Annotated in this window: 9 protein-coding genes, 1 tRNA gene and 1 pseudogene; 10 read left to right on the top strand and 1 reads right to left on the bottom strand. The window is 65.0% G+C overall.

Annotation, left to right across the window (positions count from 1 at the left end):
- The first annotated feature begins 163 nt into the window (after positions 1–163).
- The 8 genes and pseudogenes from topA (at position 164) to CKV91_RS01210 (ending at position 10,867) form a co-directional block, all read left to right on the top strand.
- Positions 164–3,007 (top strand): type I DNA topoisomerase, encoded by a 2,844-nt coding sequence (gene topA, locus CKV91_RS01245; protein ID WP_065860375.1) that lies wholly within the window; start codon positions 164–166, stop codon positions 3,005–3,007.
- A 26-nt stretch (positions 3,008–3,033) separates the two neighbouring features.
- Positions 3,034–4,530 (top strand): hypothetical protein, encoded by a 1,497-nt coding sequence (locus CKV91_RS01240; protein ID WP_065860550.1) that lies wholly within the window; start codon positions 3,034–3,036, stop codon positions 4,528–4,530.
- Positions 4,527–5,228, top strand: a pseudogene (tmk, locus tag CKV91_RS01235) (dTMP kinase); the annotation flags it as partial. The gene CKV91_RS01240 and the pseudogene tmk, both read left to right, overlap by 4 nt.
- Before the next feature lie 104 nt (positions 5,229–5,332).
- Positions 5,333–6,676: a DNA polymerase III subunit delta' gene (locus tag CKV91_RS01230; protein WP_095141047.1), complete on the top strand. Its 1,344-nt coding sequence runs from the start codon at positions 5,333–5,335 to the stop codon at positions 6,674–6,676.
- Between the two features lie 191 nt (positions 6,677–6,867).
- Positions 6,868–7,824 carry a DoxX family protein gene (locus tag CKV91_RS01225; protein ID WP_095140911.1) on the top strand — a complete coding sequence of 319 codons (957 nt, stop codon included), beginning with the start codon at positions 6,868–6,870 and terminating at the stop codon, positions 7,822–7,824.
- An 86-nt stretch (positions 7,825–7,910) separates the two neighbouring features.
- Positions 7,911–8,576 carry a regulatory iron-sulfur-containing complex subunit RicT gene (gene ricT, locus CKV91_RS01220; RefSeq protein ID WP_374048639.1) on the top strand — a complete coding sequence of 222 codons (666 nt, stop codon included), beginning with the start codon at positions 7,911–7,913 and terminating at the stop codon, positions 8,574–8,576.
- A 200-nt stretch (positions 8,577–8,776) separates the two neighbouring features.
- Entirely contained in the window at positions 8,777–10,267 is a 1,491-nt protein-coding gene (locus CKV91_RS01215) for an alpha/beta hydrolase (RefSeq protein ID WP_036957021.1), read from the top strand.
- Positions 10,268–10,561: 294 nt separating this feature from the next.
- Positions 10,562–10,867, top strand: coding sequence for a hypothetical protein (locus CKV91_RS01210; protein WP_036903398.1), 306 nt, complete (start codon positions 10,562–10,564; stop codon positions 10,865–10,867).
- 119 nt (positions 10,868–10,986) lie between these two features.
- On the opposite strand, the gene CKV91_RS01205 is transcribed toward CKV91_RS01210, so the two are convergent.
- On the bottom strand, positions 10,987–12,696 hold the full coding sequence (locus CKV91_RS01205; RefSeq protein WP_021104035.1) for a DUF885 domain-containing protein: 1,710 nt from the start codon (positions 12,694–12,696) through the stop codon (positions 10,987–10,989).
- A 242-nt stretch (positions 12,697–12,938) separates the two neighbouring features.
- On the opposite strand from CKV91_RS01205, the gene CKV91_RS01200 reads away from it, so the two are divergent.
- A tRNA-Thr gene (locus CKV91_RS01200) sits at positions 12,939–13,014 on the top strand.
- Between the two features lie 222 nt (positions 13,015–13,236).
- The gene (locus CKV91_RS01195; RefSeq protein WP_021104036.1) at positions 13,237–14,598 is read left to right on the top strand and encodes a flavin monoamine oxidase family protein; all 1,362 of its coding nucleotides are present in this window, start codon (positions 13,237–13,239) and stop codon (positions 14,596–14,598) included.
- Positions 14,599–14,760: the final 162 nt, after the last annotated feature.

Raw genomic sequence — 14,760 nt, 5'->3', positions numbered from 1 at the left:
TCCCACCTCGTGGGCTGTGTGGGCACGGCTCCCGCAGATGTCACCGACGTGTCGTGTGACACAGTTTTCCGAGCCAGCAGGTATGGTCACCACAGGGTATTGCGAGAGCCGGGCGGGGTGCTCGGTGCCTTGCAGTTGTCGAGCTAGGAGATGGAAGTCAGGTATGGCAGCCACCAAGAGTCTTGTCATCGTCGAGTCTCCCCACAAGGCGACGATGATTGGCGGATATCTGGGACCCAAGTACGTCGTGCGGGCCAGCCAGGGGCACATCCGTGACCTCCCGACGAGCTCGTCCCAGGTCCCGGCGAAGTACAAGGGGCAGCCGTGGGCGCGCACCGGTGTGGACATCGATCACGAGTTCGCACCGATCTACGTCGTGCCCACGGAGAAGAAGTCGACGATTCGAGAGCTCAAGGGGCTGCTCAAGGAGGCCGACGAGCTCTACCTCGCCACCGATGGTGACCGCGAGGGAGAGGCAATCGCCTGGCACCTGCTCGACGAGCTCAAACCCAAGGTGCCGGTGAAGCGGATGGTCTTCAACGAGATCACCGAGAAAGCCATCCTCGAGGCCGTCGAGGACACTCGGGAACTCGACGACGACCTTGTCAACGCCCAGGAGACCAGACGTATTCTCGATCGGCTCTACGGCTACGAGGTCTCCCCGGTGCTGTGGAAGAAGGTCAAGCCGAAACTGTCGGCCGGACGCGTCCAGTCGGTCGCCACCAGGCTCGTGGTGGACCGGGAGCGGGAACGTATCGCCTTCACCAGCGCCAACTACTGGAACATGGCGGCCACCTTGGCAGCCGAGGACAGCCAAGACTTCACGGCCCGGCTGGTGCGTCTGGACGGCGTTCGGATTGCCGTAGGACGTGACTTCACCTCCCACGGTGAACTCGCCGCAACCGACCTGCGCCATCTTGACGAGTCCAGTGCCAGAACCATCGCCGCCGGGCTGGAGAAGGCCGGATATGCCGTCACCGACGTCGAGGCCAAGCCGTACACCCGCCGTCCCTATGCCCCGTTCCGCACCACGACGATGCAGCAGGAAGCTGGCCGCAAACTCGGTTTCACCGCGGACCGGACGATGCGCGTCGCCCAGCAGCTCTACGAGGGTGGCTTCATCACCTACATGCGTACCGACTCGGTCGCCCTGTCCAATGAGGCGATCAGCGCTGCCCGCAACCAGGCGATCGAGCTCTACGGCAAGCAGAACGTGCCTGACAAGCCGAGGGTCTACACCTCAAAGATGAAGAACGCCCAAGAGGCTCACGAGGCGATCCGTCCTGCCGGTGAGCACTTTCGCACCCCGGCCCAGACCGGGCTGTCAGGCGATCAGTTCCGTCTCTACGAGCTCATCTGGATGCGTACCCTGGCCTCCCAGATGGCCGATGCCAAGGGCGAGACCCTGAGCGTCACCATCGACGCCACCCCCAGCTCCCCCATATCGGTGCCGGGAGCCGAGGACGTGTCGCAGGCGACCTTCACCGCCTCGGGACGCACCATCACCTTCCGGGGGTTCCTGCGCGCCTACGTCGAGTCGGTCGACGAGGGTGCCTCCGACGATGCCCAGAAGCGACTGCCGCAGCTCACGGAGGGCCAGGATCTCACCTGCCGCGCCGTGGAACCCGCTGGTCACGACACCCGTCCGCCAGTTCGGTACACCGAGCCCAGTCTGGTCGCCAAACTCGAGGAGTTGGAGATCGGCCGTCCGTCGACCTACGCGTCGATCATCCGTACCATCACCAGCCGGGACTACGTCTTCAAGAAGGGGCAGGCGCTGGTGCCCACCTGGTTGGCGTTCGCCGTCACACGGCTGCTGGAGGATCACTTCGGCAACCTCGTCGACTACGAGTTCACCGCCGAGATGGAGGGCACCCTCGACGAGATCGCCCGTGGTGACGCTGATCGAGTCACGATCCTCTCGCAGTTCTACTTCGGTTCGGCCGAGGACGACACCCTCAACCCCACCGACGGGCACGAAGGTCTGCACGACCTCGTCACCGAGCTGGGTGACATCAATGCCCGCGAGCTCAGCACCTTCCCGGTGGGGCCCGACGACTCCGGGATCGTCGTGCGCGTCGGTCGATACGGCACCTACGTCGAGACCACCGACGAGAAACGGGCCAATGTGCCCGACGACCTTCCCCCCGACGAGCTCACCGTCGAGGTGGCCACCGAGCTGCTGGCCACCCCCAACGGTGCGGAGCGCGAGCTGGGCCTGGACCCGACGACGCACCGTCCGATCGTCGCCAAGAGTGGTCGGTTCGGTCCCTACGTCACCGAGGTGCTCGACGACGCCCAGGCTGGCAAGGGAAGGTCCGGCAAGGGCAAGGTCAAGCCGCGCACCGCTTCGCTGTTCAAGTCGATGGACCTACAGACCGTCACCCTGGAGCAGGCACTCAAGCTGCTGTCACTGCCACGGGTGGTCGGCACCGACCCCGAGGGTGTGGAGATCACCGCACAGAACGGACGTTACGGCCCCTACCTCAAGAAGGGTACGGATTCCCGCTCCCTCACCAGTGAGGAGCAGATCTTCACCATCACCACCGATGAGGCACTGGCCATCTACGCCCAGCCCAAGAAGCGTGGTCGAGCTGCCGCCAAACCGCCGCTCCGGGAACTCGGTGAGGATCCCAACTCGAAATTGCCCATCGTCGTCAAGGACGGCCGATTCGGCCCCTACGTCACCGATGGCAAGACCAACGCCACCCTGCGCAAGGAGGACTCGGTCGACCAGATCACTCCCGAGCGGGCACAGGAGTTGTTGGCCGAGAAACGCGCCAAGGGTCCCAGCGCCCGGCGCAGGACGACCACGAAGCGCAGGACGACCACGAAGAGGAAGACCTCGACCAGCACCAAGAAGACCGGCTCCAGCGCGTCGTCGAAGAGTAAGACATCTTCTGCGCAGAAGTCGGCCGCCAGCCCCGCCGGATCCACGTCGTCGAAGAAGGCCCCTGCCACGGGCAGGACGACATCTGCGGCGGCCTCCGGCGCGTCCGGTCAGTGACAGATCGAGTGGATCAGGGGAGTGACATGGGGTCCATCGAACCGTTTCGCTACGAATTGGCCTGGGCCGCGGACCGGCCCGTTCTGACCAATCCTGAGTTGGGCCTGGACGTTCTGGTGGACCGGGGAACCAGCTACTCCTTCACCTCGGACATCACCCTGCTCGACTCCACCGATCGCCGTCTGCTGCGAGCCGGTGTCGTGCTCGCCCATCGAGTCATCGAGGGAATTGGCGAGTGGTACATGGATGCCCCGATCTGGCAGCCGTGGCTACCTGTCGACCACTCCGTCGCCCTGGGGATGGTCGGCGACCTGCCGCGGGACTACATCTGCCTCATCAAACCCTTCCTCCGGGGAGTGCCACTGGCCCCGGTGGCCGCACTCACCTGCCAGCGTGTCGAACTGGCCATGAAGGACGACCACGACGAGACGACGGCGATCATTCGCGATGACCGCATCACCGTCACACAGTCCGGGGTGACGACCAGCCGGGTACGGGAGATCACCATCACCCCTCAGGTCGATCCGACAGCTGCCCAGCACGAGTGGGTGACCAACCGGATCCTTGCCCTGGGAGGCACTCCGGTGCAGTCCCACCCTTCGGTCATCGAACATCTCGGGGCTGGGGCCGGGGTGCTGTCGGACTACCCCTTGCCACCACGCCACATCGCCACCAAGATCGACGCCTTCGTCTCCGACGAGTTGCACACCTGTCTGCGACGGATCGTCGAGTCAGACCTGTCTGCGCGTAGTCAGGGGATGGATTTCGGCGATCATCCGACGCATCATGGCGAGGCTGCCACGGCGTTGGGCGCTCGCCGGGATGACGAATTGCTCGGCCTGGGATCCGATCCGGTCGACACCGCTGATGGCGCGGGGATCCATGACGAACTGCACGGCCCCATCGACGGCCTGCTCTCCCAGATCGTCAATCTGCAGCAGACCGTTGACGGCCTGTCGGGAATCCTCGACCCGCAGTGGGCCGAGGAGCTGGAGACGAGGGTGGAGCCCTTGCTGCAGCTCAACCCTGACGAGGTGAGCGTCCACCTCCTGCCAGAGAGTTATTTCCGGATGCTGGACTTCCTGGTGGTGGCTGCCCGCGGCCCGCGCCTGGTCGTCGATCCTGCCCAACCGGTCCAGGAGCTGCTCGACGCCCAACTCGACAAGGCAGTGGAAGCCGTCATGCAACGCTGCTCCCAGTTGACGATTGACGACGACTGCACTTGGCAGCGGGCCCGACGCGTCGTGCATCATGCCATGAACGTGGCCCAGGTGGTGCCGCACAGCAGACGTGCGCATCGCATCAAGCGTCGTCTGGGGCGAATCGCCGATGCCATGGCGGGAACCGGATCGGTCATCGATTCCCCCACCCCCAGTGACATCTCCCACATGACCCCCATGGCTGCCTACGAGGCAGGACGAGAGACGGAACGCAGAATCGTCGTGCAACGGCGGCTGCGAGCTGGATTCGCCGATGACTGGCCCAAACTCCGATCCAAACTGCGCAAGGTGGTGAAGGCATGATCCCCTCGCACGAGCGCACCGATCCCGGTGCCGTCTCTCGCAGCGACGCCGATGGCGGTCAGGAGGTTCGGCGCGGTGCTGGCCCCGCCCGAGGTCTGTTCATCGTCTTCGAGGGTGGTGACGGAGCCGGCAAGACCACCCAGGTCAATCTGCTGTGCACTGCGTTGCAGCAGTGCGGCCACGACGTCCTCACCACTCGTGAACCGGGAGACACCTGGTTGGGCGGGCAGATTCGTCACCTCGTGCTCAGCCCTGACTCCGGTGAGATCAGCCCCAAGGCAGAGGCCCTGCTCTACAACGCTGACAAGGCACAGCATCTTGCCGAGGTGGTTCGACCGGCCCTCGAACAGGGCAGGATCGTCGTCAGTGATCGATATGTCGATTCCACCATTGCCTACCAGGGAGCGGGTCGTGCCCTGAGCGTCGACGAGGTGGCGCGGCTGGCTGGATGGGCGACCGATGGTCTGGTCCCCGATCTCACAGTGCTGCTCGACGTCGATCCGGTCACCGCAGCCGAACGTATGGACAACCGGGACCGTATGGAGTCTGCCGGCGATGAGTTCCACCGACGAGTACGGGACAACTTCCTGGAGTTGGCCCGTCGTGGCGGCGGCCGGTACCTGGTCGTCCCCGCACAGCTGACGGCTGAACAGATCGCCGCCCAGGTGCTCCAGCGGGTGTCACTGCTGGCTGGCAGGGATATCGAGGCCCCCGGTACGATGGATCATGGCGGGGTGGACCCCTTCCAGCAGGAGACAACCGGGCCGTGCAAGGCAGGTGAGTCATGACTGTGACCAATCAGATGAGTCCCGACGCCGAATCGGCTCCTGCCAGCCAGTCGAATCCTGCCAACCAGTCGAGTGAGCTGCTCACCGGGGTGTGGGCCGACCTCGTCGGTCAGGAGAACGCGGTGCGGGTGTTGCGCCGGGCCGTGACTGCCCAGCCGCACGCCATGAGCCATGCCTGGCTGCTCACCGGACCGCCGGGATCTGGACGTTCCAACGCCGCCCGGGCCTTTGCCGCCGCCCTGGAGTGTGACGACGGCGGCTGTGGGCAGTGCAATTCCTGCCGTACCGTTCTGGCCGGGTCGCACCCCGACGTGACGATGGTGCGTACCGAGACCTTGTCGATCACGGTCAAGGAGGTACGCGACCTCGTCGTCAAGGCAACGATGAGCCCCAGCCGTGGCAGACGTCAGGTCATCGTCGTCGAGGACGCCGACCGCGTCACCGAGCGTGGAGCCGACGCCCTGCTCAAGGCCATCGAGGAGCCTGCCCCGCGCACGGTGTGGATCCTGTGCGCACCCACCGCCGAGGACGTCATCATCACAATTCGTTCGCGGTGCCGGCGGCTGCATCTGGCCACCCCCCGCGATGCGGCGGTTGCCGACCTGCTGGTGCGCCGCGACGGTGCCGATCCAACCCTGGCTGCCTCGGCAGCCCGTGCCGCGCAGGGGCACATCGGACGTGCACGAGCCCTGGCCCGCAACGAGGAGGCTCGCAACCGACGTGTCTGGATCCTCAGTCTGCCCACCGAACTGCACACGCTGGGTGACTGCTTGGAGGCAGCACGACGGTTGGACGAGGATGCCGATGCCGAGGTCAGCACTGTCACTGCCGAGCTCGACGCCAGGGAACGTGCCAAGCTGGAACGTGCCCTGGGACTTGACACCAAGGGGGCACGGGCCCGCAACGCCCAGGCAGCCATCAGGGATCTTGAGAGTGAGCAGAAGGCGCGCACGAAACGAATGCGACGTGACGCCCTGGACCGCGTCCTCACCGAGCTGACCACGTTCTATCGGGATGTTCTTGCCGTCCAGACCGCAGCGGTGCCTGTCGAGGACGAGGCTGCGCTGTCGGGTCCCAGGCTCGTCAACGCCGAGTTCAGTCGGCAGATCCATCAGATGGCCGAGTCGAGCAGCCCGGCGCAGACCGTGCACCGGATCGACGCGATCCTGGGCACCCGGAAGTCGCTGGAGTCCAATGTGGCCCCCCTGCTGGCCATGGAGACGATGCTCATCGCCATCAGCGGTGTGGACAAGACGCTGGGGGGTGGTGTCACTCGTCCCAGCAGCGCTGGACCTGCCCACAGCTGGCGGGCTCACCCGCACCGATCTGCCCCACACCGATCTGCAGGTCCGCAATGATCTGCAGGAAGTTCATCTGTCGCCCCGTTCGCGTGTCACTGTCGTTTGCGGTGGTCTCACCGTGGCACAGTGGCACAGTGCTCGACTGTACATGTGCCAGATGTGCGCGAGCTGGATGTGCATGAGTCAGATTGTGCATTGGGAACTGGGACGTGATGCCCCGGTCCACCGACGAATTGTGAGGTGTTGACGTGAGCAAGGCAGTCAAGAGGCCGTCTGGTGACTCCTTTGACCCAGGCGCCGAGGAGACCCGCGTTCTTCCCGGTGGCCGCAACGAGCCTGATGTCGACGATTTCAACGAGACCATCGCCCTGCCCGACACCCGTGAGGCCGAATCGGGTCTGCGAGGTGACGCCGAGCAGACCGTGGCCACATCCGATGCCCCGACCTACGATCTGTACCGCGATGACCCGAACTCCGAGGAGACGCGGGTGATCTCTCCTGCAGGAGACGCGGGTGACATGGAACGCACCCTCGTGCGTCCACGTGGTGCTGGCGACTACCAGCAAGACGACGCCGACCACGATCGCACCGAGACCCTGGGCTCCTACACCAGGACCGATCCCGAAACCGCCTCCTACGCCGAGCAGCGGGCTCGGCGCCGTGCCGAGGCCGAGCGTCGGGCCAGTGAGCGTGCCGACCGAGAACGTGCCCTGGGCGCCGTACCGGCTACCGAGGAGCCGGATCCCGTCATCGAACCGCTGCCCAAGCGCACCACGGACAAGGCGTTCGCCTCCATCGGCCTGTTCCTGTTCCGACTGGTGCTCGCAGTCATCATGGGCGTGCATGCCTATCAGCACCTGACGAATCGTGGTGCGACGATCGACCTCATCGAGGCAGCGAATCTGCCACATGCCAGCTCCTTGGTGTGGGTGCTCGGCATTGGTGAGGTCCTCATCGCCGTGGCCCTGCTGCTGGGCTGGTTCACCCGATTCACCGGTCTGGCGTTGGCAGCCATCGGCGCCCTGTCCCTGATCTACGTCCATTGGGGGCGGTTCAACCTCTTCTACGACATGGGATTCCGTGGTGAGCTCGAGCTGCTCCTCACCACCTGCGGTCTGCTGCTGTTCTGCCTGGGCAGTGGCGGTTGGGCCATTGACGCCGGTCGACGCAAGGTACGGGATCGTAGGAAGGCCCTCAAGGGCTGACGGCCACCATGACACGAGTCATCGCGGTCGCCTTCCACGAGCATGGCCAGCTGCACCATCTGGCCGTCGATGGGGTGGACGTCCACCTGGGCGACTGGGTGCTGTACCCCACCGACGACGGCGACGAGGTGGCCCGATGCGTGTGGGGTCCCCAGGACGTCCGTCTCGACGAGCCACTGCCCACGTGCCCCGGGCTTGCCAGCCCCACCCAGCTCGATGCCGCAGCCGCTGCCCGACAGCGTCGCAGTGAGGTGACCGAGCTCGTCAAGAAGCGCATTGCCGCACACGGTCTTGACATGCAGGTGCTGGCCGTCGATCTCGTCGAGGGTGACGCTCCCCATGTGGCGGTGTACTACCGCACTGCTCACCGGGTGGATTTCCGTGCGCTGGTACCGGACCTGGCCCGCGCCCTGGCGAGTCGAGTGGATCTGCGGCAGGTCACCGGCCGCGACCCTGCACGTCTCGTCGGAGGAGTCGGGCTGTGTGGCCACCAGCTGTGCTGCAGCACGTTCCTCAACGAGGTGGAGCCGATCTCGATCCGGCTGGCGAACCAGCAGGGACACGGCTCCAACCCCATGGCCGTCACCGGGCTGTGCGGGCACCTCATGTGCTGCCTGCGTTACGAGAGCCCCTACTACGACGACTTCACCGCGACGGCCGAACAGATCGCCCAACAGGAGCAGGACCGCTCCGCAGACCAGCTGGGTTGTCCGCTGAGGCCGGTCTGCGGGAAAGCTGCCGGGAGACCTTGACGATGAGACGTGACGCCCGTCGAATCATCACAGTGATCTGTGCGTGCCTGTGCCTGGGACTGACTGCCTGCGGTGGTTCGTCGAACAACTCGCAGCCGTACACCACGGATGCTGCACGCACGCCATCGGTGGCCCCGTCCCCGACGCTGGGCCAGCCGGATCCACCAGTCGCGTCCTTCGACCCGAATCAGCACAAGGTCATTGATCACCACGGCAATCCCGATCGTCGGAAGCTGAATGTGCCGAGTTCCATGCCCCAGGGCATGAAACCTGCCAGCGGTCGGACGATGCACTCGTTCCTCACACAGCGCATCACCTGGAACCCGTGTGGCGACAAGTACTGTGCGAAGGTCGAGGTGCCACTGGACTGGGACCATCCCGAGGGGCCGACGATCACCCTGGCACTCAAGAAACATGCAGCCGACAAGGCACACGGCTCTGGCAAGGGGCATCGGTCTGGCAAAGGACAGGGGGCCACGCTCTTCCTCAACCCTGGCGGCCCCGGTGGATCGGGCCAGGAGATGCTCGACACCTTCGAGACTGACCAGTTCGCCGACTACGACGTCATCGGATGGGACCCTCGTGGCACGGGGGAGTCCACTCCGGTGCGGTGCGGCACAGACGCCCAGACCGACGCCTTCCACGCCCTGGATTTCACCCCACACAGTCAGGCCGAGTGGAATGCGCTCACCTCGGGCGCCAAAACCTTCGCCCAGCAGTGCCGGCAGGCTTCCGGGGCCCTGCTCGACCACGTCTCGTCCATCGACTCGGCCCGTGACCTCGACTACCTGCGATACCTGGTGGGTGATGAGAAGCTCACCTATCTGGGCGTCTCCTACGGAACGTACTTGGGAGCGATGTACGCCGAACTGTATCCGCAACGAGTCGGACGTATGGTGCTCGACTCGGCCGTCAACATCACGACCAAGGAACCACCGAGTCAGCAGGAGGTCTTCGACAAGTCGTTCCACGAGTTCGCCACGTGGTGTGCTCAGCCGCGGTCACATTGTCCGCTCAAGGGCACTCCCGACCAGATCGTCGACCAGACCAAGGGTTTTCTCGATCACCTGGGAAGCAGGCGTCTCACGGTGCGTACCGTGAACAAACAGGCCAAGCTGTCGGAGACCGACGCCGCAACGGGCATCGCACTGTTCCTCTACCTGGGCAGGCAGGGCTACCAGCAGCTGGCCGGGGCGCTCAGCGCTGCCCTCAACGACCATGACGGCAGCCAGCTGTATGCAGCCGCAGGCTACATGTACGGCCGAGACCCCATGAGCGGCAAGTATGACCCAACGGCCTACGCCTTTCCGGCGATCTCCTGCCTGGACACCGGTGACGACGGGATGAGTGAGGTACGGCAGGACTGGGACGAGGCCAGGAGGAAGGCCCCGCTGCTGGGTGAGGCGATGGGAGCCGATCCGGTGTGCGCGGTGTGGAGCACGACTCCAGTACCCCAGCTCAAACTGACGGCCCATGCCGCGGCGCCGATCGTCGTCCTGGGGGTCACCGGGGACCCGGCAACTCCCTACCAGCAGGCCCAGTGGATGGCGCAGCAGCTGGAGTCCGCCGTCCTGGTGACGTGGAAGGGATCGGGCCACTCGGCGTGGAGCCTGGGCAACCAGTGCCTCAAGGATTCAGTCACCAGGTACATCAATGACGGCACGGTCCCCAAGGACGGAAAGATCTGCTGACGACCGGGTGTGAGCTGCGATCAGTCCTGGGCCACTGGATCCGCGCCGTGTCAAGCCACTGAGTGCTGATCTGTTCTGCGACCTCGCCTGGGTCACTGGGTCCGTGCCGCTGTCGTCACTTTTGGTGGTACCGGCTACCGTGGTAGACGCGCGTGGCGCCCGCCACGTGAGGCTGTCAGGACAGCTCGAAGCTCGGTGAGCCGGATTGTGTGCCCCACGGATACGGGGGTCAGGGTCCAGCTCACGATGCATCGGGCTCACAGGTTGGCGATCGGAGATGAGGCCATGACACGGGTGCGGATTGTCAGAGCGACGATTGCGCTGTCTCTGGCGCTTGCCATCCTGGTCCTGGAGTGGGTGTGGCGGCATCGTACGTACGAGGACCTCGAACAGCGGGACGGCAAGTGCGTGGTCGTCGGTGAGACCGTCAACAATGGACGGGTGCCAGTCGTGCCGTGTCAGGAGGAGGGTGCCCGTACGGTGCGGGCGGTCGTGGGACCCAACGGGGATTGTCCCGACGGCACCGAACGCGTTCGGGTGCGTACCGAGCTCAGCCATGACACCGGTTACGTCGGTACGTTGTGCCTGGAACACGGGTGAGAATCCCCGAGGCAGGGCACGCGGTGACCAGGTGGGAATGATCCGACAGCCCGGGCCGTGCAGACCCGGGCGCGGTTCCCCAACGGTACTGGCGATACCGGCAGCCAGATGATCGCCGATCAGGGCATGGGTTCGGTGTCGACCACGGTGTCGTGCAGCAGGTCCAGTGGCAGGCTTCCCAGGGCCAGGGCGCGAGTGTGGAAGTCCTTGAGGCTGAAGCCGTCGGGATTCTTGGCGCGGCAGTCCGCACGCGTCTGCAGCCAGGTGCGCTCACCGATCTTGTAGGCCGGGGCCTGGCCGGGCCAACCGAAGTACCGGTTCAATTCGAAGCGTGCTGTCGCCTCGTCCATGGAGGCGTGGTTGTTGAAGAACCTCCAGGCCTTGTCCCAGGTCCATTCACCACCGCCGACCTCGGCAGGGGCCTCGAACTGGCAGTGCAGGCCGATGTCGAGCACGACGCGAGCTGCACGCAGGGACTGCCCGTCCAGCAGCCCCATGAAGTAGCCCGGATCGTCCATGTACCCCAGATCGGCCATGAGCCACTCGGCGTACAGTGCCCACCCCTCGATAGGACCGGACTGGCCGGCAAACCGCCGCCACGAGTTGAGAGTGTCCTTCTGGGCGATGGCTGAGGAGATCTGCAGGTGATGGCCCGGCACCCCCTCGTGGTACACGGTCGTGAGCTCCCGCCACGTCGTGAAATCGGTGACTCCCTCGGGCACCGCCCACCACATTCGGCCCGGACGGGAGAAGTCGTCGGACGGTCCGGTGTAGTAGACGCCGCCGTCATGGGTGGGGGCGATCATGCCTTCCACGCGACGGGCTGGTTCGGGAATGTCGACATGGGTGTCGCCGAGGTTCGCCATGGCCTCGTCGGCCTTGGACTGCATCCACTCGCGCAGGGCGTCGGTGCCGTGGATCTGGTAGGCGGGGTCGGCGTCCAGAACGGCCATGGCCTCGGCGACGCTGGCCCCGGGCCTGATGCGCTCGGCCGTCTGGTGCTGCAGCTCGACGATGCGAGCGAGCTCCTGCTTGCCCCATTCGTAGGTCTCGGCGAGGTCGATCGCCGATCCCAGGAAGGCACGTGAGGCGAGTTGATACCGGTCAATGCCCACGGCGTCCTGGTCGGTGGCAAGCTCGGCGATCTCGCCTGCCAGGATTTCGCTGGCCCCACCGAAGGCTTCCTTGGCCACTGTGATGCCGTCAGCCAGCTCATCCTTGATGTCGGTGGGCAGCTCTGCGTGGTCGGTCGTGGCGTTGGCCAGGTAGTTGTCGAAGAACCCACCGCCAGCTACCCAGGAGCGGGTCTGTTCGACCAGGAGATCCACCTGACGGCGTGCTGGGGCCACGCCGGCCCGAGCCGAGGCGCGCTGGGACTCCAACCAGCCGTTCACCGCATCGGGCACCGCATGCAGACGCCGAGCGATGGTGTGCCACTGCTGCGGGGTGTCGGTGGGCATGGCGTCGTAGACACGGCGAATTGCGTGCAGACCGGATTCGATGCCGTTGAGGCTCAACAGGTCGTAACCGTGGTCGTGGGTCTCGATCTCCAGCCCCAGCAGCGAGCGCATCGCAGCGATGGTGACGCGGTCGACCTCGTCGGTGGGGGTCGCCCGGTCCAGCTCGACCAGGGCGTCGGCCGCCAACTGGCAGGTGTGTTCCAGGCCGGCGGGGGAGAAGTCGTCGTACTCGTCCTGGCGCACGTCGGCACCCAGGTCGGTCGCCAGGGTGGGGCTGGCCTCCACCAGTCGATCCCAGTAGCGATTGGCGACGACGTCGACCTCGGAGTTGGGGTGGTTGGCGCTGTCCCGCGCTGAATCAACGGTCATGCCCCGACGATACCGGGATGGACTGCCGGGTAGGGGTGCTTGCGGGCTGGATGCTTTGCCATCGTGGGGATGCTGTGAGGGGTGGGGCACCCTTCCATGGGCCACGGCGTTCGATCTTGGAATGGACGTACTGGGCTGCCGTGGCACTCTCGTTTGCATGGGCCACGGACCTGTGCCGCCGTTGTTTTCGCGTTTGACGCCAACGTCGGTATAGTTTGACCGGTCCGACTCGTCTCGGGCAGGCCGTCGTAGCTCAGATGGTAGAGCGACGCTCTCGTAAAGCGTAGGTCACGGGTTCGATTCCCGTCGACGGCTCCATACCTTTACTCGCTCGTGTTCCACCTCAGAGTCGTCGGGTGCACAGATCTGTCGCCAGCACAGTTCCATCTTCAATGTCCTTCGATCCTGCGGTCGTTCCATGATGCTTTTTCGAGAGGTACCCATCCCAGGGTTCCGGTGCGCAGCGGCTATCGATAAACTTGCGTGACAGCCGAGTCCGCGTCCACGCGCGTCCGACACCTTCGGGTCATGAGGAGAGCCATGTACGACACCATCATCGTTGGAGCTGGCCTTGCCGGGCTGCAAGCCGCCACCACCTTGTCCGCGGCGGGCAAGGACATCGTCGTCCTGGAAGCTCGCGACCGAGTCGGTGGCCGGGTCGAGAACATTGCCCTCAAGGATGGCCGCATCGTCGAGATGGGTGGCCAGTGGGTCTCACCCGGGCACGAGAAGATGCATGCCCTCATCGATGCCCAGGGGCTCCAAACCGTGGAACCGGGCGACGGGGACATGGTGCTGCGTCTGGGGGGCAAGGCCAAGAAGATTCATGTCGAACAGCCTGCTGCCCAGGACGACCTCAGCCCATTCGAGTTCTCCGACCTAGGTCAGGCGTTGCTCCGACTGCGCCGGTTGGCTCGCAAGGTGACCGACAATCCCACCTGGGCTGCTGCGAATGATCGGTGGCTCGGGCAGAGTCTCCAGCAGTGGCAGGACGTCAATCTGCGTACCGAGGGTGGCCGCAGGTACTTTGCCCGGCTGGTCGAGAAGGCCTTGGGGATCCACCCCGAGATCACCACCTTGGAGAACGCCCTGCAGCGGGTGAGTACTGGCGTCGATCTCGAGTCCTACGTCGTCACCAGCGGTGGGGTACGCCAGGCCCGAGTCGTGGGTGGGTTGGCGCAACTGACCGATGAGATGGCTCGTGGCCTCGGTGATCGTATTCGTCTCTCCACTCCAGTGACGCGGGTGGAACACGCCGAGGGGCATGTCATCGTCACCTGCGAAGGGGGCGACCGATTCGAGGGCAGCTCGCTCGTCCTCACCACCCCGCCCCGGTTGCTCAAGACGATTGACTTCGAGCCCGACCTTCCGGCCGAACGCTACGACATGGCCGACAAGATCCCGGCCGGCAACGTCATCAAGGCGTTTCTGGTCTACGACGAGCCGTGGTGGCGGGATCGCGGGCTCTCTGGACAGATGAGTTGGAACGAGGGTGCCATGCGCATCACCTTCGACACCTCTGACGATGAGCATCACGGCATCCTGCTGGGCTTCTTCGAGGGTGGGGAAGCCTCCGGATACGGAAAATTGTCGGTGTCGCTGCGGCAACGGATCTTCGAGGAGGCCATCGAGAGGGCCTTCGGCCCAGCACCGCGAAAGCCAGTCGACTACGTCGATCGGGACTGGCTGGCCGAGAAGTACACCCAGGGCTGCCATGCCGCCCACTTCGCGCCCGGATTGTGGACTGCAGCAGGCCCTGTCATTGGCCAACCACTGGGGTCCATGTACTTCGCTGGTGCCGAGTACGCGTCCACCTTCAATGGCTACATGGAAGGTGCAGTGCGCAGTGCCGATGCTGCAACATCAGCCATTCTCGACGTGGCCAAGTCGTCGGAACACTGATTCTGCGGTATCACATATCCTTGGTGACGCCCGGCGACGCAAGGGTCAGCGCCGGGAAGGCTACGGAGGTGTGAATGTTCTGTGCGCGGTGCGGGTCTGCAGTACAGGCCCGGGACACGACGTGCCCAAGGTGCAACCTTGATCTTCGTCTGCCCGGCGCAA

Origin of the sequence: Cutibacterium granulosum, from assembly GCF_900186975.1 — a bacterium.
In the GTDB taxonomy this organism is placed as follows: Bacteria; Actinomycetota; Actinomycetes; order Propionibacteriales; family Propionibacteriaceae; genus Cutibacterium; species Cutibacterium granulosum.
The sequence above is the reverse complement of the archived record's forward strand: the minus strand, read 5'-3'. Positions and strand labels throughout refer to the sequence as shown.